Origin of the sequence: Streptacidiphilus alkalitolerans (assembly GCF_042511045.1) — a bacterium.
Taxonomy (GTDB): domain Bacteria; phylum Actinomycetota; class Actinomycetes; order Streptomycetales; family Streptomycetaceae; genus Streptacidiphilus; species Streptacidiphilus alkalitolerans.
The window spans coordinates 273383-296991 of the sequence record NZ_JBHEZX010000006.1; the positions used below are offsets into that span (position 1 = coordinate 273383).

A 23609-nucleotide genomic window follows, 5' to 3' on the forward strand; every position below is an offset into this window, starting at 1 on the left:
TTCACCGGTGCGGGGCTTCTGCGTGTCCCCTCTCAACTCGCGGCATCGGAGCGCTCTCCTCCCTCGGACGTAGCGGAATCCCATGAGCGCTCCTGTAGTTTCTTCCGGACTCGCGGAGGCCGAGTCCCTTGGGGCTGGGGAGGTCGACCATGGTTGGCGAACGGCTTGATGCTGAGTGGGTTCGCGGCTGGTGCGACCAGGCGGACGCGGCACTCGCGGAACTGGTGCAGTCGTTTCAGGCACGGCACGGATTCCCGCCCGGCGAGAACGTGGTCTCCCGCGCGACAGAAGAGAGCCACGAGGCCACGGACGCGCTCGTGGAACTGACGCCGATACCCTCCGACCTGACCACGATGTACTGGGTGATCGACGAGGTTTCCCTGCCCGACATCGGCAGCGGTTACTTCGTCCACCCAGCCGCAACGGTCGCAAGCCACTTCCGCGAGTACGGGGCCATCCAGATCGAAGGCGAAGAACCTGCCCTGGTGTTCGCCAGTGACGGTGGCGGCCATCTGTTGGCGCTGGCGGGCTCAGGGCAGGTCTGGAGGTCCACCACCGCCTCGTGGTTCGATCAGTTCGACCTTGCCGCCGGCAGCCTCCAACTGTATTTCGAAGAGTTGGCTCACCGGATCAGCCAGCAGCTCTGAATAGCGGCGACGGTAGAGCCGGCCTCGACGACTGCCCGTGATTGGAGACCTCTACGACGATGCTGGCGAGGGCATCACAGAGCGTTTCGAGTCCAGCGGGAGCGTCCAGTCGTTCCGATCTGGATGTACAAGCGGATCTGTCGCTATTTGTGCTGGTCACCCTCCATACAAGCCGAGGCGGCAGCATCGCGGACTTCATCAGTCTCGCCTTGGCACACGGGCTGGTCGGCTACGACCCGCAGGCCGGCGCTGCCATCGCGGAATCACCATGACGAGCATCTGGCTTTCTGCGCCCGGCCCGGGACCTGGTAGGCCTGGTCTCTCGGCAGGCCTGTCCGCGGGGAGTGGATGATTCAGAGGGATTCAATCTCCACCATTGATCCGTCCAGACCGGGAGAGCCGTACGACCTGGCCTCCTTCCCCCGGTGCCCGGTCACGGTGGGTGCTACGCGGATGGTCTGCTGATACGGCAGAGAGACCGGTGATAGTCGAGGTGCTCCTTATTGATCGAGTGCTTGGGGTGGCGCGTGAGCACGCCGATCTGCTCGCCGTCAGCGACATGTCTGACCTTGTAGTCCACGTCGATGAAGATCGCGAGGCCGTCGAAGAGCACATGGTGGTTCGGGCACAGACACAGGAGGTTGCGCAGTTCGTCCGGCCCATCGTGCGGCGAGCCGAGTCCCCGAATGTGGGCTGCCTCGCTGTAGGCCTTGCCCCTGAAGGTGAGACGAATTGCGCAGATCTGACAGCTGTTGGCGTAGAAGCCCTTGACCTTTGCCGAAAGCTTGGTGTCGCGCTGGAGGGTCAAGGACGTGCGCTGTCGGCGAGGTACGGGACCCGCCGTCGGCGCGTTGCCCCCTTCCGTCTCGATCAGCCCCGTCCAATCATCGTCGATCTGACCGTCAGCAGACTGATAGCCGGACAGTCCGAGCCGGGACAGCAGAGGGTTGCGGTCCGCGCCGCCGAGAAGACGGTCCAGCAGCAACTCCAGCCCCTTGAGGCGGGTGGGAGGGTCTTGGAGCAGCTCTGCCACAGCAGGAGCCAGACCGGCGATCGGCTGCTCCTCGACGGGTGCTTCGAGCGTGGGCGGACTGTTGTGCTCGCCGATTTCATAGACTGTCCACAGCCCGCTGTCCTGCAGTTCCCGGAAGACGTGATCGGGCGCGATCTGCGAGCCTGCGGGGGTGAATTCCGCCAGCAGCGGCCCGACTTCATCCCGGAAGGTCGGCCAGGCGGCCTGGCCCGGTCTGCCGTTCACGAGCCGGGCAAGCCCCCAGAGCAAGCCCAGATCGTGAGACTGTGCGGACGCCCGTCCCTCGGGAGTGCTGCTCCTGATGTCGCTCGTCTCGAGGCGCTTCAGCAAGTCACGCTTGCCCAGCGGTCTGGGAGCCTCCTGAGTGCCCCTCGCCGCGGCCGACCCGTAGCGCCTGGTCGGCAGGAGCCGGGCGACGCGCCCGTAGTCGTCCGGCGAGCGAAGGGTGAGGCTTCGCAACGGAGTCGGGACGTCCAACATCCGCAGTATGCCGAGTGCGGGAACGGGGACGGCGAACTCCTCCACCTCCCCGAGCACCATGATGTGCTCCCAGGTAGCGCCCTTCTCGTCACTACCCCACACAGCCTTGGCGAGCATCGAACTCTCGATGAGCCGCAGGATGACGGCGCGAGCGAGGAAGCTCTCCTTCGCGTAGAAGAGGACATGATCGCCCGCACGCCGGCCCGCCAGCGCCTTCGCCTTCTCGTTGCTGGACATCTCCGTCGGCGTGGAACCCCACAGGCGGACAACCCCGTCCGGACACAAGGCACGGATGCCGGCGGCGACCTCGCTTCCGAGGACAGCTTCGATCTGGGCCGGCGGAATCCCGCGTCGGACCGACTTGTCGAAGTGTTGCGGACCGCGTTCTCGAGACCCGCCCCTCGGTTGGAGAACCAACTGGACTGCTGGGGCCGGTTCTGCGGCTCGGACATCGAGACCCAACCCACGCAGGTGTTCCGCCAGCGAAGGATCGCCTGCGGCAAGCCCTGTCTCAGGCAACGGAGCGTTCGTGCTGAGCAGGTGTGCGGCAGCAGCCACAGTCGCCGCGTTGTAGCGCTGTCCGTCGACGACGACGTCGTATGCGGCGTGGTCCTCCCAGCCGTACCGAATGCCGACCAGCTCACGCCCGGCCTCGCGGTACTGGTCGATCGCCGCTTGAATGCCTGCTCGAGTCACATCACTCAGCCCCATGGCGAGGAGCCTAATAGCCCCCTGTGACAGAACTTGCTCACATCTTCCGTCCAAGGCGTACCCCTTTGAGCCAGGAAACGGCAGGAACTGCTTAGATCCTTACCGTGCAGCTCTACGCAGGACCCGTGGCCGAGGTGGCCCTGGCGCTCGGGAAGAGCGGCTTCTTCTCCCGATGCGCGAGTAGATTCGAACACATATACGGCTGCCAGCCCAGCCCCGAAGAGGTACAGAGCTGGCGCCATAGCTGGCCGATACTGCTGAACACACTTGAAGCCGCAGGTCTGAACGATCTGTACATCCTTCTGGAGTACTCGCTCCCGGCAACGGGCGAGCGGGTCGATGCCCTGCTCCTGGGGAACCATCTCACCGGTGGCCTCGGCGCGTTGGCGATCGAACTCAAGCAGTGGAGCCATGTGGCAATCGACCCGGACAAGCCCGGCCTGGTGACAGTGGGCGGACGGGAAGTTTCGAATCCGGCCCGACAGGTGGGCGGCTACGTTCGCTACCTGCGCGAGGAGATCGACCTGCTGGAGCCCCCACTCCGTACGGGTGGCGTTGCCTATCTGCACGAAGCGCCACCGGCAACGGTGGACATGCTCAGGCAGGCCGCCGCCCGAGTGTCCGGCGGCGAGTATCCGATGGTCGGCCACGAGGATGTCGCACGCGCCCGCCAAGCAAACGAGTTGGCCGCGATACTGTGCTGTGCGGATCTGCGGGCTCCCCTGGAAGGCCAGGTTCAGGCGTTGCTCGATGCGCCGCACCGCCCCTCGAGGGAACTCATGGCGCGTGCAAGCGCCGTCATCGAGGACCACCCCGCATTCAACCTGATCGGTGCGCAGGACACCGCCCGCCAACAGATCTGGTACGCGGCCAAGGCCGCCGAAAGGCGGGCACAGTCCGGGCGGAAGACCATCGTCGTCGTGACCGGTGGCCCCGGTACGGGCAAAACAGCCATTGCCTGCCGAGTCCTGGGCGATCTGTGCAAGCGCCGGGTCGGCAATCCCAAGTTGTTCATTCCTTCGGGGACGATCAGCCACCAACTCCAACGCCGGCTCAGTGACAAGTACCGCTCCTTCGTCCGGACGTTCACCGACGCGGTGCCCGGCGGGCTCACATCCGACAGTGTGGTCCTCGTCGACGAGGCGCACCGCATCCGGGGCGGCTCCAGAGGTGCGACAACGACCCAGTTCCCCAGGACACTTGATCACTTGCTGCGAAAGGTCGCAGTCGTAGTCCTCTTCCTGGACGAACGCCAAGTCGTCCGCCCCGATGAAGGAGTGACTCTCGATCAGTTGCGTGCCTACGCCGATGAGCAAAGCGTCGAACTCGTCCCCGTCAACCTGGACACGCAGTTCCGCTGCAACGGGTCACCAGGATACGTGCGCTGGATCGACCGGCTCTTCTCCGACGACCCCGCAGTGCCGACCTGGTCGGGTGCGGGATACGACCTCGGACTCATGGAGAACCCGGAGGAACTCGCTCAGTGGTGCGACCTCCAGGACGCGCGACCCGAGCAGACTGCCCGCATCACTGCGGGCTTCTGCTGGCCTTGGAAGTCGGGCGAACGCGTGCCGCTGCTACCCGAAGTCGAGATCCCGTGGGCCGACAGTTCCGGGCAGCCCAGGTTGTGGTGTCGCCCATGGAACTTCAAGGGGACCAAAGGACCCTTGGGTGTCTCTGACGTGCCGGGCCGTCCCTTCTGGGCGACGGACGCAGGTGGAAACGGACAGGTGGGCTGCATCTACACCGCCCAGGGAATGGAGTACACGCACAGCGCCGTCATCCTGGGCCGTGATGTCGTCAGACGGGGGGACCGGTGGGTCGGTCAGCCCCATCTGAGCCATGACGACAAGCTGAATAGGCTATCCCCTGACCACTACCTTCATTACGCCCTGAACGTGTATCGCGTCCTGGCCACGCGGGGCAGCCGCGCCACCCGTCTGTACTCGATGGACGGCCCCACTCAGGCGTACCTGCGAAGTCTCCTACCGCCCTCCGACCGCAGCACCTCCTGAACAGTTCGTCAGGACCGGACTCGCAACAGCGGCCGCCAGTCACGCACGGAGGCAGAAGGGTCAGTTGATGGTTGATGGATTCATTCTCGATGATCCGGGTCACCCCGCCCGGCGAGTTGTGTGGCCAGCCGCCCCCGGGGTCACGTGGGCCTGTTGCCTCGGCTGGGAGCGGTTGTGGCTGACCTGCGGTGGAGGGCGCCTTCGGCGAGTTCGACCGGGGATGCGGCGGCTGCGAAGCCCAGCCGGAGGAGGGTGGTCGGCGGTTCGGTCGGGGAGTAGCGGCTGCCGGAGTTGAGGGCCACGCCGTGTGCCCTGGCGCCGACCGGCATCCAGGTGACCGTCCAGTCGGGGACCTCGCGGGCCAGGGCCTCGACCAGCACCGCGCAGCGTTCCCGCAGCGCCGCGGACAGCCTGCGCAGGCGCCGGTCCCAGGCCGGGGTGCTGACCAACTCGATGGCGGCCTCCTGCAGGAGTCTGGTGATGAAGAAGTCCTCGACCCTTCGCATCTCCTGCAGTCGCCGCATGACTGGCCCGCGGGCGATCACAACACCGAGGACGAGGTGGACGAGGTCGCCGACACCGTCGCCGAACTCACCCGCCGCCGGGAAGGGGGCGGTTGCGGGCGCGGGCCCCGGAAGGCGGGAGGCCGGGGGAAGGCGGCACGTCTTTACTGGGCCATGATGGTATGTCAATCTCAGACGCACTGGGGGGAGCATGACATGCGTCAGGGGTCCGCTGAGATCGCCGCACTGTTCCGCTGCGGTCGACTGGCCCTTGGGCTGCCTGCGGCGATCGGGCACGCGTACCAGCGGATCGAGGGGCTCAACGCGGCCTTCGACCGGGTGGTGGCGCCCAGTCTGAACCGGGTGATCAGCGATACCGGTGAACGGGCGCGCATCGGCGTCTCGTTGCGCACGATGAGCTCGAAGTTCGGTCTGGCGATGCTCAGTTACGCGTACACCGCGCGCTGCGAACCGTCCCTGGAGATCGTGGTGCTGGCCGGCGCCGCGACCCGCCTCTACGACGACCTGATCGACGGCGACGTGGACCCCCGCATCGGCGACCGGCTGGGCAGCCTCTTCGGCGGGCGGGCCGAGACTCCCGAGTTGGACGGGGAGCGGCTGCTGGTGTGGATCGTCCAGGAGATCGCCCGGCGGATCACCGCGTCGGACGACGCGGCCGTGTTCGCGGACCTGCGGTCGCTGCACGAGTTCCAGCGGCTCTCGTGCCGGCAGCGGGAGGCGGACATCAGTCCCGCCGTCCTGGAGCAGATCACCCAGGGCAAGGGCGCGCACGCCAACCTCGTGCTGTGCCGCCTGGTCAACCCCCGCCTGGGGCTGGTCGAGCGAGAACTGGTGATGGACCTCGGCGTGACCTTCCAGATGCTCGACGACTACGTGGACGTCGACGAGGACCGCCGCAACGGCGTGACCACGCTGGCCTCACTGAGCCTGGTCACCCTCGCCGACATCGGGCTGCGGTTCCGGGTACTGCGCCGGCGGATGCTGGCGCAGTACGGCCGCAGGGGAACCCGGCTCTACTGCGGGATGCTGTTCTTCCTCCTGCTCCAGGCACTGGCCCACCGTCGGCTGCCGTCCCTCGGCCGCCAGTTCGGCCGGGCCGCCGGGCGGTCCAGCACACTGGCCTTCCTGACCCGCGGAGACAACTCCCTGCCCCACGCCGACCGTGACCGCATCACCCGCCCGCCGGAGCGGACGGCGACGGGGCAGGCGGAGCAAACGAGGCAAACAGAGCAGACGGAGCAGACGGACGAGGAGACGCCGTGCGAGTAGGGCTTGGGGCGGTTCGACGACTGGGGCCGCGGCGGCTGCTGCTCCTCGCCATCTACGGCATCCTGGGCCTCCTGCTCGTGGCCACCCCGATCGCCGCCTGGTGGGGTCTGCGGACCCACAGCCTCAAACCGCTCGACCTGTGGGTCGCCACCATTCCTGTGTTCCTGTGCATCGTCGGCCTGGTGCTCGCTCCGCTCCGCGAGAGCAGCGGCCACCGGGCGACGGTCGAGCAGACGGCGCTCGACCACGCGCGGGGGCTGGCGCTGAAGAACGCCGACACCTGGGCGAGGGAGATCCAGAGCCGTGACCTCTACGAGGGCCGGCTGATCAATATCCGCTGGTCCCTGGCACCGGAGTCGGACCGGACCACGCAGCTGAGCACCGCCCTGATCGCCGGCGGGACTCTTGAGCGCCTGACCGAGACCTTCCGGGACAACTCCCGCAGCGGGCGGCTCAGCCGACTGGTGGTGACCGGGGAGCGGGGAGCGGGCAAGACCGCCGCGTGCATCCTGCTGAACCGGGCGCTGGCCGAGCAGGACACCGTGCTCCCGATGCTGTTCCCGCTTTCCGCCTGGGACACCCACAAGCCGCTGAACGACTGGCTGGCCGAACAACTCCTGATCTCCGTACCGGCCTTGAGGGACGAGGCGCTCGGCCCGAAGGTCGTCGACCGCTTCGTCGAGCACCATCTGCTGCCGGTCCTGGACGGGCTGGACGAGATGCAGGATCCCGCCGGTGCGATCGAGCGGATCCAGGAGGAGCTGCGCGGCCGGTCGTTTGTGCTCAGCTCGCGCATCCAGGCGTTCGCGCAGGCCAACAGCGGCCGGACGCTGCGTCAGACCTCCATCGTCCAGCTGCTGCCGTTGGAGGCGGGCGAGATCCGGAGCGTGCTCACCGCCGCCGCGCCGATCGGGGGCGACCCTGCCCTTGCCCCGTTGCTCGACGAGCTCCGGACCCGGCCCGACGGGGCGGCGGCCACGGCGCTGCGGACACCCTTCGTGCTCTCGCTGGCGGTCGCCCAGAGCGACCCGCTGCCGAGCAGTCTGCTGACCGCCACCGACCCGGGTGCGGCCAGCCGGATCGAGCACTACCTGCTGGGCAACCTGATCAGCACCGTCTATCCCCGCACCGCCAAGGACGGCCGGGTCTCCGCCGCGGACGCACGGCGCTACCTCACCTTCCTCGCCAGGCAGGTCACCCCGGGGACCGGCGTCCTCGCCTGGTGGCGGCTGCACTCCCAGGTGCCGCAATCGGTGAACCTGTCCGTCGCCATGTTCAACGCCGTGGTGGCCTGCTCGGCCGTGTGCGCCGGGTACTTCCTGCTGTTCGAACACCCGTGGACCGGCTTCTGGATCGGCGTGGCCGGAGGGATCATCGGCACCCTGATCGTCTCCTCGGTGCCACCGGACGAACCACGCCGGGACCGCCCCCGGTTACGCAGCCAACGGGCCCGCTCGACCTACGCGCTGCGCCGGGTCATCGGCAGCGGCCTGCTCGGCGGCGCGGCCTGCGGGGCGATGGTCTGGTTCCTGTACGGGCCGATCCACTACGCCGTCATCGGCACCGCGCTCAGCGGCTGCACCTTCGCCGCCGCACGGTACGCCAGCGAGCCGAGCGACCCCATGCAGGCGATCACCCCGGAGGGCCTGCTGGCCACCGACCGCGCCGTCGTCGTCTACTCGCTGCTGGCCGGTGCGATCCCCGGCGGGCTCACCGGCGCGTACCTCGGCGCGTCCTTCCCGGCCGGCCACCGGCCCCGGCTGGACCACCTGGTGATCCTCAGGGAGTTGTCCGCCGGTCAGCTGGCGCTGATCTGCGGGGCCGGCGGGGCGGTGCTGAGCGCGGTCGGCCTGGGCCTGCTGGCCGTCGGCTCCAGCGCGTGGGGGCGGTTCTGCACCGCCCGCATCTGGCTCGCCCTGCGCGGGTCAACACCGCTGCGGCTGATGGCCTTCCTCAGGGACGCGCATCAGCACGGGGTGCTGCGGCAGGTGAACGGCTACTACGAGTTCAAGCACGAGCTGTTCCGGCTTCACCTGACCGGCGGCACACCCGGCGTACCGGGGCCGGCCGGCACACCCGGCCTGTCCGGCGCCCCTGGCCTGTCCGGTGCACCTGGCGTTCCCGGCACAGCCGGCAGCACCGGTACCACCGGCACAACCGGTACACCTGGCGCAGCCGGCGCCCCCGGCACACCGGGGAGCGCGGCGGGGGCCTCCGCCGGACCGCCGCCGCCGTAGGCCGGGGCGTGTACGTCGACCACCGTCAGCATCACCGGTCCGACCAGCCGCCAGTACGCGGACCTGGCCGTACGTCCGCCGTCGAGCGGACGCCGCAGGTAGTGGGCGTCCGGGAAGCGGATCCGCGCCGGCGCCGGGTCCAACCGCGGCATCAGGGTCAACTCGGCCAGGGCGCGCCGCAGTTCGGCGACCCCCGGGGCCCGGCCCTGGTCGGTCCAGTAGGCGAACTCGATCCTCGTCCCGGAGAACTCCCCGGTGTCCCGGTCACGGCGCTGCCGGGTCACCAGGCTTCGGACGTCCTGCGCCCGGCCCAGGTCGTAGCTGCGCCAACCGCCCACCACGACGTCCGGCTCCTGGACGGAGAACCGCAGCACCTCGAACTCCTGCCGCCGGAGCGCGGAACTGCGTTCGCGCAACCACTCGGGCTCGAACCGCTGCTGCCGCCGCGCATAGGAGGCCCTCCCGGCGAGCCGCACCATCAGCAGCGCCGCCAGCAGGCCGACCGCATCGGCCAGGGGCCGCCGCCAGGGCGGCCCGACCAGAACGCTCAGCAGGGCCAGCGCGCTGATGGCGGTCACCGCCACGGTGTGCACCGTCCGCGCATGCGCCGACTCGCCCCCGCCGACACCCAGCAGGCGGTAGCGGAGCCGCTCGGACCACCGCATGGGGAAGCGCGGGATGGGCACTTCCGGCAGCACGCCGTCCACCGCTCGGCTGTCCTTCACGCCGTGACCTCCCAGGCCGACCACTCGAACGTACCCCAGCAGGCCCCGGCCGGGTATCCCGCCCACCCGGCCGCGGGGGTCGAATCCCCTTACCGGCCGCGGGCTTCGACTTCGGAGGGTCAGCGGGAGTCGATTTCAACCATGGATCCGTCCGGGGCGAATCCGAACCTTCGCGGCGGCCCCATCCGAGCGACGGCCGCAGCGATCGCCGCCTGCCGCACCACAGGATCCGGCCCCTGCGGGTCCTTGAGACGGAAACCTCGGAGCTCCACCGCAGAGGCGTCGATGTCAGCCGGCACCGGCCGGCCCTCCAGGACAAACCCGAAGAACGTACGCAGAGCCTCCTCACCGAGTTCGAGCGGATGGAACGGCAACGGGTACGGGCCCTGCACCGGCCAGCCGGGTATCCGTTTCACCGGGTGCTCGCCCGCCCAGTAGGGCGCTTCGAACGGGAATCGCTCGCCGATGTCCTCCACGATCCCGTTGTCTGGCGAAAGGCTGAGGGAACGGACCAGTCGGCCGTCCTCCCACACAGCGAAGGCGAAGAAGTCCACCACACTGTGCATCCAGTGAACGACCATTCTGCGCCCGGCACTTGCGTCGATCAGGTACTGCGCCAGTCGGGTCGGGAAGTCGCCCATCCAGTGCCGATCGCAGACGATGTCCATCCCTGGGAAGCTCCCGACATAAGCAGTCCCCTCCGGTGGGTAGGTCGCTTCGCCGAGCTCGCAAGCGGCAGCATCGGCGATCTCCCATCCGGGATACAGCCGACGGACCAGCGCTTCGGTCCGTTCGCGGTCCGCCGCGACTGTCGGACGCAGTGCACTGGGCCCTTCGGCATCCATGTACGCAAGTAATGCGGTCTTGGCACCCATGGCCCACCCTTCGCAAGTCTTGTCAGTACGGAACATCCGGCCTTCGAACGGGCCACAAGGTAACAACCCCCTACGACAGACGGCCCCAGTGAAACCTGCCGGCGGCAGCCCGTTCCAGGCGGGGGCGACACCCGCGGCAGCCACGCGGGGCGACACGCGGCGACACCGGCGGGGCGCTCGGTTCGGCCCGGAATCGCGAGCACATCGGGTGTCTGAAACCGTGTCACCAGATAGCAGGGCGGAACGCAATCCGCTCTCCTCCACTCCACACAGATGGCAATCGCCACAACCCATAAACTCCGTCACGTGCTACTGGTTGTTCTCCGCCCAACCGATTGCCGACAGGCTCTCCATGCTGATGGGCCAATCAGTTACGGTGGCAGCATTCGATCCGACTCCTCGAGGAGCTTGGGAAATGCCCAGGACGTGGCTGTCCGTACCCGGTCGGGGCCGTGATGGCGCTGCCGCGTTCACGCAAACGTTCAATGGACGATCGCGTGCCTGATCAGGACCAGAGCCACAATGAGATCAGTGGCGGCGTCTACAAGGGCCTGGTCATCCAAACTCAGGAGTTCAGTGGGTCCGTGACCCTCACCGAACCCGCCCCACCGCCTGCGGCCCAGTTCCGCGCCCCTGATCAGTGGCCCCTGGCGCGTGACTGGGATCCCCTCTCTGCTGGGACCCACCGTGCCCGCCCTGACGACGATGGGGATGGCGTGCCTCCTTACATCGAGCGTGATGCGGACCTGGAGATTCGTACTCGACTGGCAGCGGCAGCGGAACACGGCGGGATCGTACTGCTCGTTGGAGATTCAACAGCCGGTAAGACCCGGACGGCTTTTGAGGCGATGCGCGTCGTTCTGCCCGATCACCGAGTGCTGGCACCCAGCGTTGGGAACGAACTGCCTCCCGCCATCGAAACGATCGCCCGGAGCGGAGTGAAGTGCGTACTGTGGCTGGACGATCTAGACGCCTACCTGGGGCCGGGGGCGCTCGACCAGCAGAATCTCAGTGATCTCGAACGGCTGGGTGTTCCGGTCCTTGCCACCATGCGCACGCGACGCTTCGAGGTATTCAACGCGCCCGGATACGAGGACTCCGTCTCATCCACAGACCCATTCGTACAACAGATCACCCGGATCGGCGCTCGGGTACTTGCACGGACCGATCCCATTGATCTAGAGCGGACCTGGAGTGACCCCGAACTCGAACGGGCACGACGCCAGACCGACGCGCGGATCGCTGACGCTGTCGCCCATCACGGCCCGTACGGCGTGGCAGAGTACCTGGCCGCCGGACCGGCCCTTTGGTCCGAGTGGCGCCGTTCCAGCCGGGTGGGCGGCCATCCCCGGGGCGCGGCCCTGGTGGCAGCCGCAATTGACCTCAGCCGGACCGGCCTGGCCGCTCCGTACAGGCAGGACATTCTCGTCGAACTGCACGAGCACTATTTGGCCGCCAATGGTGGCCCAGCGCTGCGACCCGAGTCGCTTGAAGACGCGCTGACATGGGCAGCAAGCGTTCGATTCGGCGTCACAAGCATGCTCATTCCCGATGCCGACGGAGAATGGAACACCTTCGACTACCTCGTGGATCAGATCGAAAATCTCAAGCCTGCGGTACCGGTCCCAGATTTTTTGTGGCCGTTGAGCCTGGCCAACTCCATCACGGTGGGCGATCTGATGAGTGTCGGGGTGAACGCGGCAGAGGCAGCGACCGAGGTGTCGTACCAGGTGGCGGAGGAAGCCTGGGGTCCATTGGTGGAGGCCGGGATCCCTGGTGCCATGTACAACCTCGGTGTCCTGCTTCTGGAGGTCGGCCGTGGCGACGAGGCGAAGACCTGGTTTCAAAAAGCCGCCGAGGCCGGTGAGATGACCGCTGCTTTCAACCTGAACATCCTCCTCAGAAGGGAGGGCCGCGAGGACGAGGCTCAGCAGTGGAATCGACTGGCCGCAGAATCCGGCTTTGCTCCGGCCCAGTACCAAATGGGCTTCGAATTCGATGAGGCAGGCCAGACCGAAGAGGCCGAGAAGTGGTACCGGCTGGCCGCTGAAGCGGGCGAGGCGAACGCCGCTTGTAATCTCGGAAATCTACTCAACAACACTGGTCGGCCCGATGAGGCACAGCACTGGTACAGCCTGGCAGCCGAATACGGGGACAGTCTCGCGGCATTCAACATCGGGCTTTTTCACACCTCCGCCGGCGAGGACGAAAAAGCCGAATACTGGTACCGTCTTGCCGCCGATCGCGGATCGGCCGAGGCGGCTCATAACCTGGGCGCTTATTATGACCGTATAGACCGAGTATCAGAGGCCGAGAAGTGGTATCGCCGTTCTGTCGACGGAGGATTCTCCGGGGCTGCCAGCAATTTGGGGAACCTCATGGGGAAGCTCGGCCGAACGGAAGAGGCAGCAGAGTGGTATCGCCGGGGCGCCGAAGCTGGGGATCATGATTCAGTGCTGCGACTTGGCCTTGCCCTCGCCGTGGCAGAGCAGACGGGTGAAGCGGAGGACTGGCTGCGCAAGGCCATGGAGATGGGTAGCGCCATGGCTGCGAGCGCACTCGGGGAGCTTCTCGCCACGGCTGGCCGGTTCAATGAGGCCATTCGTTGTTTCGTGATGGCTGCAAAAGCCGGTCTTCCCGATGCCGCATACAACCTGGGTGCAATATTCGCCCAAACCGGGCGCCCATCCCGAGCAAAGCGCTGGTATCGCCAAGCGGCCGAGGCCGGGGATGCCGAAGCCATGAGGAATCTCGCTCTTGTCCTTCATGAGGAAGGCCACGAGAAAGAGGCCATCCGCTGGCTGGTCATGGCTGCCGAAGCAGGTGAACCAGGGGCACGGGCCCTGCTGAGGGACATCACGTCGGGATTTTGAGCTACCCCGACCGCCGGTGAGACCCTGCACAGGGCCTGGCATCGAGGGACGGGAGCGAGGGGAACGGTGGGGATCGGTTATAAGACGACGTGGGTGGCGGTGCGTAACGCTGCGCCGGAGGTGGTGGCTGACGCGCTCGGCCTGCGGCACCGGGAGGAGATGGGCTGGACGGACGGGACCGAGGCCGCCTACCGGCAGGGGGTTTTCGTGGCCCGGGCCGAGCCCGACCCGACGTGGACGCTGGCCCACGGCAGGATCCACCTGACCGCCGGCTTCAATGCCGCGGACCCGTGGTTCCCGGACTGGCTGCGGTCGCTGAGCACACAGCTCGGGGAAATCCAGTTCTTCAGCACCGACCGGATCGGCGATTGCCACGGCTGGGCCAGGGCCGACGCCGGCGAACTGACTCGCGCCTACTACTACGGCAACGGCTCCGTCCCGCTGCACGTCGGCGACCGGACGGACATCGAGCGGGAACTCGGCGTCGGGGAGCGCCAGCTCGAGGACGGGTGGCAGTCCTGGGGCGACCAGGAGTGGGATGCGTTCATGAACGCCATGCCGTGCGAACAGGATGTGATGCGCATCGCCGAACGCTGGAGCGTCTGCCCACTCCACATACCCGAAGAATCCGTCACCGACCAAGGGATCCACGGCTTCCCAGCGGGTTTCGAACCCCGCTGAAGCCGAAGAGGGCCGGGGGCGACCGGGTCCGCCCGGCCGCCCCCGCCCTCGCGCCGGTGCCGCTGTGGGCGGCGTGACATTTGCTGGCAGTTCCCGGCCGGCGTGCCATGAGTGGGGCGGGACGTCCCCGTCGGCTGATTGCCACTCAAGTCAAGAATCCGCGACGGTTGGCCTCCCATCAGCCAAGACGTGGCCCAGTGGCTTACGATCACCGGCGTGAACGCACCCCATGACATATCCCACTGGATGATCCACCTGCTCTGGAAGGACACCGCCCGACAGCTCACCGTCGTGCTGCTGAGCGCCGTCGGCTTTGCCTCCCTTGTTCAGTCGCAGCGTTCGCGCCGCCCCGGGAGGGGCTGAGTACGGCGATGGGGCTCTCCCGCCCGCGCCGGCCAGCTCCGCCGGGGCCGCAGCTGGACGGCACCGTTTGCTGACGGGGCGTCAGGCTTCGTACTGGTGGGCTGGGTAGGTCAGGTAGCCGGCGTCGCCGCCCTGGTAGTAGGTGGCCTCGTCGACCGGGGCGATCGGGAGGCCGCCGCGCAGGCGCTCGACCAGGTCGGGGTTGGCGAGGAAGGCGCGGCCGAAGCTGATGAGGTCGGCGCCGAGGCCGAGCCAGTGGTCGGCGTCGTCCCGGCCGGTCTGCTTGGGCCCCATCGGCAGCACCGGGTTCATGATCAGGGTGCCCGGCCAGGCCCGGCGCAGGGCGATCAGCACCTCCTCGTCCGCGGTGGCCTCCAGGTGGACGTACGCCAGGTCGAGGCGGGCCAGTTCGGTCAGCAGCTCGGTGTAGAGCTCGCGGACGCCGGAGTCCTCGACGCCCCAGAACACCGCGCCCGGGGAGAGCCGGATGCCGGTCCGGTCCGCGCCGACGGCTTCGACGGTCGCGGTGACGGCCTCGACGGCGAACCGGATCCGGTTGGCGACCGGGCCTCCGTAGCGGTCCGTGCGCAGGTTGGCGTTGGACGAGAGGAACTGCGAGATCAAGTAGCCGTTGGCGCCGTGCAGTTCGACACCGTCGAAGCCGGCGTCGACGGCGCGGCGGGCAGCTCGGGCGTACGACTGTGCGTGCTCGGGCACCTCGGCGGTGTCCAGGGCGCGGGGTGTCGGGGCGGGCTGGGGACCGGTCGGGGTGAACACGTCGCCCACGGCCGGGACGGCCGAGGGGCCGACCGGCTGCAGGCCGGTGGTGTCGGGGTGCGAGACCCTGCCGCCGTGCATGAGCTGGGCGAAGATCCGTCCGCCGTTGGCGTGGACGGCGTCGGTCACCGGGCGCCAGGAGGCGGTCTGCTCGTCGGTGTGCAGCCCTGGCGTCCCGGGGTTGGACTGCCCGATCAGGCTCGGCTGCACGCCCTCGCTCACGATCAGCCCGGCTGTGGCCCGCTGCGCGTAGTAGGCCGCCATCGACGGCGTTGCCAGGCCGCCGGCGGCGGCCCTGACCCGGCTCATCGGGGCCATGACCACCCGGTTGGGCAACGTCAGGCCACCGAGCCGGTGGCTGGTGAAGAGGGTCGTCACGTCAGGACTCCTTCGCGAAGTGCGGTGTGCGGCGCACGGCGCACGGTGTGCAATGTGCGGTGCGCGGTCCCCGGTACGGGGGTACTGCGGCTACGCTAAAACCTCACATTGATGTCAGAGGCAAGCGCTGTGACGCAGCACACAACCGGGAGGACCCATGCGGATCGGAGAGCTCGCGGCACGGGCCGGGGTCAGCGTCCGGTCGGTGCGGTACTACGAGGAGCAGGGGCTGCTCACCGCCACCCGCAGCACCAGCGGACAACGGCATTACACCGAGGACGAGATCGAGCGGGTCGCGTTCATCCAACGGCTCTACGCCGCAGGCCTGTCCAGCCGCACCATCGCCGAGGTGCTGCCCTGCGTGGACACTCCGAGCGAGGAGAACTCCGACGCCGCGCTGGAGCGGATGGCGCAGGAGCGCGACCGGCTCTCCGCGCACATCGACGACCTCATGCGGACCCGGGACGCACTCGACGAGCTGGTGGTCACGGCCAAGGCGCACAGGAAACTGCTGAGGCTCGCCGTCGCCGGGTGACGGGCGGCAGCCCACCTAACGCAATCAGACAGCCGGTCGGCCGGCCAGGCGGCCGGTTCAGGCGGAGGCCGGCGCGTCGGCGTTCAGATCGAGCCGGGACAGCAGGTCCCACAGCACCTGACGGCCGCGTTCGTCGCGCTGCTCCGCGGCCATCTCGGCCATGGCCAGCTCCGCGGACATGGCAACCACGAGGTTCGCGGCGGTACGCGCCTCGGTCCAGCCCATGGCCAGCAGGTCCGGCTCGGCCAGGGCGGCGAAGGCGGCGTTGCGGGCGGCGACGTCCGCGGCGACGCCGGGGGTGTTGCGCGCCTCCAGCACCAGCGCCTTGACTCCGCGATTGCTCAGGCAGACCTCGAAGTAGGCCGTCATACCGGCCTGCATGCGGATCCGCCCGGGCGGGTGCTGGGCGTAGGCCGCCGCCACCGCCTGGCCGGCCTGTTCGTGGAAACGCTGGTGCATCGCGCTCAGGAACGCGTCTCGGTCCGGGAAGTGCACATAGAACGTGCCTTTGGCGACGCCGGCCACGGCGACCACCCGGTTGACGCTCATGCCGGAGAGGCCGTGCTGCTCCGCGATCTCCAGGCCCGCGTCCAACAGCGCGGCTCGGGTTTCCAGGGCCGCAGCCGCGCGAGCAGTCATGCGCCCAAGGATACGGGCGGGGCCGCAGCCGCCCGGCCCGCGCCCTCAGCCCCCTCCTCAGGCCCCGCCGCATCCCCCCCGCATGCCTCGCCGCAGGCCCCGCCGCAGGCGAACGCACCGCGCTCGCAGGGCGGTTGACCGGTCGCCTCCTCCACGATTAGATTGACTGACCGGTCGGTCACTCAAGCCGAACCGACCCAGCATGAGGAGGCAGTGACGTGATGCGCGCAGCGGTAGTGGCCGACCTCGGACAGGCACCCGCGATCGGCGGACGGGACGAGCCCCGGCGAACGCCGGGAACGACCCTGGTCCGGGTGACGGCGGCCGCTCTCAACCCGATCGATCTGCTCATCTCCGGCGGCGGCCACCCGATCGGCAGGCCGCAGCCCTCGCACGTGCCCGGGGTCGAGGGCGTGGGCACGGTCGTGGAGAGCGACACCCTGGCACCGGGGACCCGGGTGCGCGTCTCGGTGCCGGGCTGCTTCGTCAGCGGCACCTTCGCCGAGTACGTGGCCGTCCCCGAAGCGGCCTGCGTGCCGGTCCCGGACCCGCTCGCCGACGACCTGGCCGCCGCGATCGGCGTGGTGGGAATCAGCGCCCTGATCGGCCTGCGGGACGTGGCCGCGCTGCGTCCCGGCGAGTCGGTCCTTGTGCTCGGCGCGACCGGCGGCCTCGGGCGGGCCTTCCTGCACCTGGCACGGGCGCTGGGTGCCGGACGGGTCGTCGCCGCCGGACGCGACGAGGCGCGGCTCGCGGCGCTCCCGGACCTCGCCGACGGCGCCGTTCTGCTCGACCACGACCCCGCCGAGTTCCGCACCCGGCTGGAGAAGGCCGGCGGACCGGTGGACGTGGTCGTCGACCCGCTGTGGGGCCCGTACGCCTCGGCCGCCCTGGCCGTGCTGCGCCCGGCGGGCCGGCTGCTCAACGTCGGCCAGTGCGCCGGCGCCGAGGCCTCGGTGGACGCTGGCGCACTGCGTCACGCCGGGCTCAAGGTGCTTGGCCTGAGCGGCAGTTCCCTCACCCCGGAGCAGTCCGCGGCGGCGTATGCCGAGGTGGCCGCGTATGCCGCGGCGGGCCGGTTCGACCTGGCGCGCGAGGTGTACGCGCTGGAGGATGTCGCCGACGCCTGGGCGGCGCAGGCGGGCTCGCCGGGCCGGAAGCTCGTCCTGCGCCCGTGAGCTGTCCTGGCCCGGGGGGGTCACCGAGTTGGTGACTCAATTAACCTGGCCCCATGACGCAGCCAGTGAGCACAGTGGTGCTGATGTGCGGGCCCCCGGGAGCGGGCAAGACCACCCATGCGCTGGCGTTGGAGCGTCGCGGTTACGTCAGGCTCTCGATCGACGAGGTGGTCTGGCGGCGGATCGGGGGGCAGGACGCCGGCCTGGTGCTGGACCTGGAGCGGTACGACGGGCTCAAGGAAGTGGTACGCCGCGAACAGCGGCAGGAGCTGGTCGAGTTGATGCGTGCCGGGCGGGACGTGGTGGTGGACTACAGCTTCTGGAGCCGGGCCGCCCGCGACGACTACAAGGCGCTGGTGGAGAGCCACGGCTGCCGGTGGGAACTGGTCCACCTAAAGGCGGACCGGGCAACACTGGAGCGGCGCCTCGCGGCCCGCAGCCAGGAGGGCGGCGCCAACGCCGTCACCGTGGACGAGGACCTGCTCAACCGCTACCTGGCCCACTTCGAGGAGCCGGACGGCGAGGGCGAACAGGTCCTCGTCCAAGCCTGGACCTGACCCTGGGCTTCCAGGCCGGCCCGGAAGCCGACGACCAGGGCCTGGAGGCCGTGCTCGAAGATCGCCTCGGGGTCGCGCAGCGACTCCATCGCGTCCTTGAGGTTCTTGAGGTTCTTGAGGTTGGGGGAAGCGGCCAGGTCCATGCCGCCCGGGGTGTCGGCCGAGCGGACCCTGATCGGGCTCCCGCACAGCGTCACGCACCCCCGTGTACGGGGGTGCGTGACGCTGTGCGCTGCCGCTACTTCACGTGCACGTAGGTCGAGGGGCCGAAGGCGTCCACGAACCAGGTGTTCGAAGTGAACCAGACGACCTCCCAGGTACCGCCCCGACTGGCCTTGGCACTCAGTGAGTACGCGCCCTTCGAGTTGGTCTTGGCGCTGGTGGCCAGCGACCAGTTCTTGCTGCCGTATGGACGGAAGGCCAGGTAGACCCGGGTGTTCTTCATCGGAGCCCAGGCACCGTAGCCCTGGTCGTACAGGCCGCCCCTGAAGGTCACCCAGCCGTTCTTCTTGACCGTGGTGTGGTTCGGCTTCCCGCCGGTCAGCAGGGTTCCGTAGCGGAAGGTGTGGATGACGTTGCTGAACGCCGCCTGGTAGCCGCCGCCGGCCGGCGAGTACAGCCGCCAGTAGGCGTGCGGGTTGCTCACCCAGGCCTGGAACTGCTGGGACTGGCTCCCCGTGGTGGGGATGTAGCCGAGGTTGGTCCAGGTCTTGCCGTTGGCCGACTGCAGCAGGTAGACCCGGTTGTTCGGGATCTTTCCGTTGCTGGTGTAGACCGACTGGTAGAACGTCAGGTCGGAGTACTCGTCGATCTGGGGCGAGGAGAGCGACAGCGACACTGTCTGGGTCACGCTGGTGACAGAGAAGTTGGCGGTCGAGTCCGCCAGCCAGGAGTCCCACCTGTAGTCGCTGCTGTCCGTCGCGAACGTCCAGGTCCGCGGCGTGGTGGTGGATACCCCGATGGAGAAGCGGCCGTTGGCGTCCGTGTAGTAGCCCACGTACCAGCCGTACTGGTCAAGGTACTTGAACGCCTGGTTGGCGAGCGGCTTCCAGGTGTTCGTCACACTGTCGAGGTACTCGACGGTGCCGGTGACCGAGACCGTGGTGTTGGCCAGCGCGGTGGCCGTGCTGCGGTCAAGCCTGACCCGGGTCGCCGTCAGCGACGCCTTCGCCACCGCGGCGGCCGGACCGGTCACGGTGCCGTGCGCGTAGGTGGTGTTCAGGGTGAGCACATCGGTCTTGAAGCCGCTGTAGTTCGGCGAATAGGTGAGCGAGAAGTTGGCGTTGTTCTGGTACGACCAGAGGTACCCCCAGGCGACCGCGGTGCCGGCGCCGTTGTTCAGGGTGAGGGTCTCGTCGTCGCCCAGGTAGGGCTCGTCGGTGTGCAGACCGGTGGCCGGGTCCCAGGTGTCCAGCTTGCCCGTGGCGGTGACGGTCGAATGGCCGTAGGACAGGGTGCTCGGCGTGATCGTGGTGCTGCTGTCGAACGCCGGGCGCTTGTAGTAGTCCATGCTGCCCGTGAAGGCGGCGGACGACGTTCCGGCGGTGTCGACGGCGGTGACCGACTCGGTGTAGCTGGCGTAGTCGGGCAGTACGACGACGCCGGACTGCCATACGCCGTCGCCCTGCTGGACGAATGTGTTGACCGTGGTGTCCACGCCGCCGGAACTCAGGGTGGCGCTTACGCTGCCGACCCCGATCGAGGAACTGGCGCGGACCTGCAGCACCCGTCCCTGCGCGGTGTCCACCGGGGTGACCGCGCTGATCGTCGGCGCGTCGGCGGGCGTGGTCCCGGCGGTCGGGGAGGTGCTCGGGTCGGCGGTCGGGCCGGCAGTCGGGCTGGCGCTGTCCGTCGGCGTGCCGCTGTCGGACGGCGAGGCGGTCGGTGCGTTGCTGTCGGACGGCGAGGCGGTCGGCGTGCCGCTGTCGGACGGCGAGGCCGAGGCGCCCGCCACCGGAGTGCCGGTGGGAGCAGGCGTGCTGTCAGCCAGTGCCTGGCCGGGCAACGCCAGAATCGCTGCGAGCAGCGCTGCGGCTGTGATCGCGGGGACGGTGGTACGGAGTCTCACGGAGAGAATCCCCCTGATGGAGAAGCTGATGCTCGTGTTCCTGTATGGAACATGAGTGCTGTTTGTGAAACTCTAGCAATAACCCGCAAGTCAATTGCTGGCGCTGTCCCATTAGTGATAGTTTATTAAGCCTTTTTGGTTGAACGGGCGTTGTAAGATGTTCGACTTGTCGGAATTGGGCGCTGGAAAGCGCTGCCGGTTCCCGCCAGGGCACGCCCTCGAACTACTGCCGCAATTGCTCGGGATACGGGCCGTACGCGCCGCGAGGGGTCAGGCGGGCCCGCCCCGCCCATCGCCCTTGCGGTAGCTTCCCGGCGTGCTGCCGAAGGCGTGCCGGAAGGCCTCGATGAACGCGCTGGAACTGCTGTAGCCGCAGGCGGCGGCCACGGTCGTGACCGGCGTCCCGGTGGGGAGCAGGGTCAGCGCGTGGTGCAGGCGCAACTGGGCGCGCCACTGCGGGAAGGTGAGCGAGGTCTCGCTGCGAAAGAGCCTGCTGAGGGTCCGTTCGGATGCCCCGACGGCGGTGCCGAGTTGGGCCAGGGTGCGCTGGTCGGCCGGGTCCTCGCGGAGGATGCGATTGATGTCCCGCAGCCTGGGATCGCTCGGCAGCGGGAGGACGAACGGCAGTTCCTCCACCCGGCGCAACTGGTCCAGCGCGACCCGTTCCAGGTTCTCGCGCTGCGCCGGGGTGAGGGTGTCGTCCCCGGTCAGGGCGATCACCACCTCGTGCAGCAGCGGGGAGACCGCGAGGACGGTGGGGCGGTCCAGCCGGAGCGGGTTCACCGACTCGGCGAAGACCAGGGTGCGCATCCGGGTGGGGCCGAACGCCTGGTGCGAGTGCGGTACTTCGGCGGGAATCCACACCGCGCGGTGCGGCGGGACGACCCAGGCGCCCTCGGGGGTGGACACCTGCAGCACACCCGCGCTCGGGTGGATCAGCTGATGCGAGGCGTGGTCGTGCCACTCGACCCGCTCCCGGTGCAGCAGCGGGACCTGGGTGGGGCCGTCCAGCGGAAGGCGGGTTACCGACACAAGTAGGCAGGATACAGATAGCCCGCACGGTCCCCCACCGGAAAAACTGGGCCCATGACCGATACCGACCATCAGCGAACCACCGAGACGGACGGCCCAGGCACCGAAGCAAGCGCCGCCGCAGGCGCGTCGACCTGGCAGCGGATGCGCCTGTGGGGCGTCGCGCATGCCGTGGACGACCTCTACCAGGGGCTGGTCCCCGCGAGCGTGCCGTACTTCGTCCTCGACCGGCACTACAGCTATGTGGCCGCAGCCGGGCTCACCCTCGCCGCGACGCTGGGCAGTTCGGTGCCGCAGCCCTTCCTGGGCGTCCTGGTGGACCGCGTGCGCTGGGACTGGCTCGCCGGAGCCGGTGTCGCACTGGCCGGCCTCGGCCTCGGCCTGTCCGGCCTGGTCCACGGCTACGCCCTGGTCTGGACGCTGGTCCTGCTCTCGGGCCTCGGTGTGGCCATGTTCCACCCGGCGGCGGGCAAGTCCGCGCGGGAGGCCGCGGGCGACAGCGCCGGCGCGATGGGCATCTTCGCCGCCGGCGGCAGCGTCGGCTTCTTCCTCGCACCGGTGCTGGCCACTCCCGCGCTGGCGAGCCTGGGTGTCGGTGCCACGGCGCTGTTCATCCCGCCGGCCGTGCTCGTCGCCTTCCTGCTGCACCGCAACCGCCACCGGCACCGCGCGCTGGCCCGCGCCGCCCAGGCCCGCACCGGCGCCGACCGCTGGGGGCCGTTCCTGGTGCTCACCGGGGTCGAGGTGATCCGGTCGACGGTGTTCTTCGGCGTCAACACCTTCGTCGAGCTGTACTGGCTCCGGCAGTTGCACGCCTCACGCGCGATGGCCGGTACGGCGCTGGCCTGCTTCCTCGGCGGAGGCGTCCTGGGGACGCTGCTGGGCGGGCGCATCGCGGACCGGATCGGTCTGGTCCGGACGGTCCAGCTCGGGGCGGTGCTGTCGATCCCGATGCTGGTCGGCCTGCGGTTCCTGCCCGGGACGATCGCCCCGCTGCTCTTCGCCGGACTGGCCGGGGTCGCGCTGAACATCCCCTTCGCGGTGCTGGTGAAGCTCGGCCAGGACTACCTGCCCACCCGCCCGGGCACCGCCGCCGGAGTCACCCTCGGCCTGGCGGTCAGCATCGGCGGCCTGATCGCCCCGCTCTTCGGCCTGCTGGCCGAGTCCCACGGACCGCAGGGCGTCCTCGCCGTCCTCTGTCTGATCCCGGTCGCTTCCCTGGCCCTGGGCGCCTTCCTGACGGACCCTCAGGAGCCAACGGCGGCCTGAGTACCGTCCGGGCCGGCCGGCTGCCGGGCCTGGGCGAGGAGGGCGCGGAAGCCTTCGACGAGGACGGTGACGCCGAAGTCGAAGGCACGGTCGGCGCGGCCGGTGGCGGTGGGCTGGGCGGCCAGCGCGGCGGCCAGGCGGGGGGCCCGCACCCCGTCCGGGACGGCCCACATCACCTCGGGCGCGGCCAGGTCGAGCGCGGCCCCCAGCACGAAGTTCTCGAACGCGGTGAGCGCGGTCATGATGACCTCCAGCGGGAAACCGGCGCTCTCCAGCAGCACCACGATCCGCTCGTAGGTGGCCAGCACCTCGGGCGCCTGCACCGGCGCGCCGGTGAGCAGCGGCACCAGGTGCGGGTGGGCGGCGAAGGCGGCCCGGTAGGAGTAGGCGAAGGCCCGCAGCGCGGGTTCCCAGGACTGGCCCTCGACCGGCACCGCCTCGATCCGGGTCCCGAGCCGGACCCGCAGCAGTTCGACGATCCCCGAGCGCCCGTCCACATGGTGGTAAATCGAGGCGGTCTGTACCCCCAGACGCCGCGCCATCGCCGGGACGGTGAAGTCCCCCGTCTCATCCACCAGGTCCAGTGCGGCCTGGGTGATCCGCTCCAGATCCAGCAGTGCCTTCCGCGGTCGTGCCACCTGCCGGCCTCCCTCGCTCGGTACTTCCCCTGCGCCGTGCCCCGAACAGCGCGCCCCGATCGGCGTGCCCCTTGGCGGATGCCGTCGCTGCGGCTATATTGCCCG

20 protein-coding genes are annotated in these 23609 nt (G+C 68.9%); 11 read left to right on the forward strand and 9 right to left on the reverse strand.

Annotated elements, in window-relative coordinates:
* The first annotated feature begins 149 nt into the window (after nt 1–149).
* On the forward strand, nt 150–647 hold the full coding sequence (locus ACEZDG_RS16330; RefSeq protein ID WP_380509276.1) for a hypothetical protein: 498 nt from the start codon (nt 150–152) through the stop codon (nt 645–647).
* A gap of 445 nt (nt 648–1092) precedes the next feature.
* On the opposite strand, the gene ACEZDG_RS16335 is transcribed toward ACEZDG_RS16330, so the two are convergent.
* Complete coding sequence (locus ACEZDG_RS16335; RefSeq protein WP_380509279.1) at nt 1093–2871, reverse strand: HNH endonuclease; 1779 nt, start codon at nt 2869–2871, stop codon at nt 1093–1095.
* 125 nt (nt 2872–2996) lie between these two features.
* Between ACEZDG_RS16335 and ACEZDG_RS16340 the strand changes: the two genes are divergently transcribed.
* Entirely contained in the window at nt 2997–4886 is a 1890-nt protein-coding gene (locus ACEZDG_RS16340; RefSeq protein WP_380509282.1) for a DNA/RNA helicase domain-containing protein, read from the forward strand.
* Between the two features lie 140 nt (nt 4887–5026).
* Here ACEZDG_RS16340 and ACEZDG_RS16345 read toward each other — a convergent pair whose 3' ends face one another.
* Nucleotides 5027–5392: a hypothetical protein gene (locus ACEZDG_RS16345; RefSeq protein WP_380509285.1), complete on the reverse strand. Its 366-nt coding sequence runs from the start codon at nt 5390–5392 to the stop codon at nt 5027–5029.
* 213 nt (nt 5393–5605) lie between these two features.
* On the opposite strand from ACEZDG_RS16345, the gene ACEZDG_RS16350 reads away from it, so the two are divergent.
* Entirely contained in the window at nt 5606–6679 is a 1074-nt protein-coding gene (locus tag ACEZDG_RS16350) for a hypothetical protein (protein WP_380509288.1), read from the forward strand.
* Entirely contained in the window at nt 6670–8916 is a 2247-nt protein-coding gene (locus ACEZDG_RS16355) for an NACHT domain-containing protein (protein ID WP_380509291.1), read from the forward strand. The genes ACEZDG_RS16350 and ACEZDG_RS16355 overlap by 10 nt, the downstream gene beginning before the upstream one ends.
* 844 nt (nt 8917–9760) lie before the next feature.
* On the opposite strand, the gene ACEZDG_RS16360 is transcribed toward ACEZDG_RS16355, so the two are convergent.
* The gene (locus ACEZDG_RS16360) at nt 9761–10516 is read right to left on the reverse strand and encodes a DUF6928 family protein (RefSeq protein ID WP_380509294.1); all 756 of its coding nucleotides are present in this window, start codon (nt 10514–10516) and stop codon (nt 9761–9763) included.
* Nucleotides 10517–11013: 497 nt separating this feature from the next.
* Between ACEZDG_RS16360 and ACEZDG_RS16365 the strand changes: the two genes are divergently transcribed.
* The 3 genes from ACEZDG_RS16365 (at nt 11014) to ACEZDG_RS16375 (ending at nt 14433) form a co-directional block, all read left to right on the forward strand.
* Nucleotides 11014–13389 carry a tetratricopeptide repeat protein gene (locus tag ACEZDG_RS16365; protein ID WP_380509296.1) on the forward strand — a complete coding sequence of 792 codons (2376 nt, stop codon included), beginning with the start codon at nt 11014–11016 and terminating at the stop codon, nt 13387–13389.
* 66 nt (nt 13390–13455) lie between these two features.
* The gene (locus ACEZDG_RS16370) at nt 13456–14070 is read left to right on the forward strand and encodes a hypothetical protein (RefSeq protein ID WP_380509299.1); all 615 of its coding nucleotides are present in this window, start codon (nt 13456–13458) and stop codon (nt 14068–14070) included.
* Nucleotides 14071–14286: 216 nt separating this feature from the next.
* On the forward strand, nt 14287–14433 hold the full coding sequence (locus ACEZDG_RS16375) for a hypothetical protein (protein WP_380509302.1): 147 nt from the start codon (nt 14287–14289) through the stop codon (nt 14431–14433).
* A gap of 81 nt (nt 14434–14514) precedes the next feature.
* Here the strand turns inward: ACEZDG_RS16375 and ACEZDG_RS16380 are convergent, their stop codons facing one another.
* Nucleotides 14515–15588 (reverse strand): alkene reductase, encoded by a 1074-nt coding sequence (locus ACEZDG_RS16380; protein ID WP_380509304.1) that lies wholly within the window; start codon nt 15586–15588, stop codon nt 14515–14517.
* Nucleotides 15589–15745: 157 nt separating this feature from the next.
* Between ACEZDG_RS16380 and ACEZDG_RS16385 the strand changes: the two genes are divergently transcribed.
* Nucleotides 15746–16123, forward strand: coding sequence for a MerR family transcriptional regulator (locus tag ACEZDG_RS16385; protein WP_380509307.1), 378 nt, complete (start codon nt 15746–15748; stop codon nt 16121–16123).
* A gap of 57 nt (nt 16124–16180) precedes the next feature.
* Here ACEZDG_RS16385 and ACEZDG_RS16390 read toward each other — a convergent pair whose 3' ends face one another.
* On the reverse strand, nt 16181–16762 hold the full coding sequence (locus ACEZDG_RS16390; RefSeq protein ID WP_380509309.1) for a TetR/AcrR family transcriptional regulator: 582 nt from the start codon (nt 16760–16762) through the stop codon (nt 16181–16183).
* A 221-nt stretch (nt 16763–16983) separates the two neighbouring features.
* Here ACEZDG_RS16390 and ACEZDG_RS16395 point away from each other — a divergent pair, with 221 nt between their 5' ends.
* A complete protein-coding gene (locus tag ACEZDG_RS16395; protein WP_380509312.1) occupies nt 16984–17940 on the forward strand; it encodes a quinone oxidoreductase family protein in 957 nt (318 codons plus the stop codon).
* A gap of 53 nt (nt 17941–17993) precedes the next feature.
* Nucleotides 17994–18497 (forward strand): AAA family ATPase, encoded by a 504-nt coding sequence (locus ACEZDG_RS16400; RefSeq protein ID WP_380509314.1) that lies wholly within the window; start codon nt 17994–17996, stop codon nt 18495–18497.
* Here ACEZDG_RS16400 and ACEZDG_RS16405 read toward each other — a convergent pair.
* From ACEZDG_RS16405 to ACEZDG_RS16415, 3 genes are all read right to left on the reverse strand, one after another.
* Nucleotides 18431–18694, reverse strand: coding sequence for a hypothetical protein (locus ACEZDG_RS16405; protein ID WP_380509317.1), 264 nt, complete (start codon nt 18692–18694; stop codon nt 18431–18433). The two genes, ACEZDG_RS16400 and ACEZDG_RS16405, sit on opposite strands and share 67 nt — an antisense overlap.
* 41 nt (nt 18695–18735) lie before the next feature.
* Nucleotides 18736–20565 carry a hypothetical protein gene (locus ACEZDG_RS16410; protein WP_380509320.1) on the reverse strand — a complete coding sequence of 610 codons (1830 nt, stop codon included), beginning with the start codon at nt 20563–20565 and terminating at the stop codon, nt 18736–18738.
* A gap of 270 nt (nt 20566–20835) precedes the next feature.
* A complete protein-coding gene (locus ACEZDG_RS16415) occupies nt 20836–21597 on the reverse strand; it encodes an AraC family transcriptional regulator (RefSeq protein WP_380509323.1) in 762 nt (253 codons plus the stop codon).
* A 54-nt stretch (nt 21598–21651) separates the two neighbouring features.
* On the opposite strand from ACEZDG_RS16415, the gene ACEZDG_RS16420 reads away from it, so the two are divergent.
* Entirely contained in the window at nt 21652–22866 is a 1215-nt protein-coding gene (locus tag ACEZDG_RS16420; RefSeq protein WP_380509326.1) for an MFS transporter, read from the forward strand.
* Here ACEZDG_RS16420 and ACEZDG_RS16425 read toward each other — a convergent pair.
* The gene (locus tag ACEZDG_RS16425) at nt 22845–23504 is read right to left on the reverse strand and encodes a TetR/AcrR family transcriptional regulator C-terminal domain-containing protein (protein ID WP_380509329.1); all 660 of its coding nucleotides are present in this window, start codon (nt 23502–23504) and stop codon (nt 22845–22847) included. The two genes, ACEZDG_RS16420 and ACEZDG_RS16425, sit on opposite strands and share 22 nt — an antisense overlap.
* Nucleotides 23505–23609 lie beyond the last annotated feature (105 nt).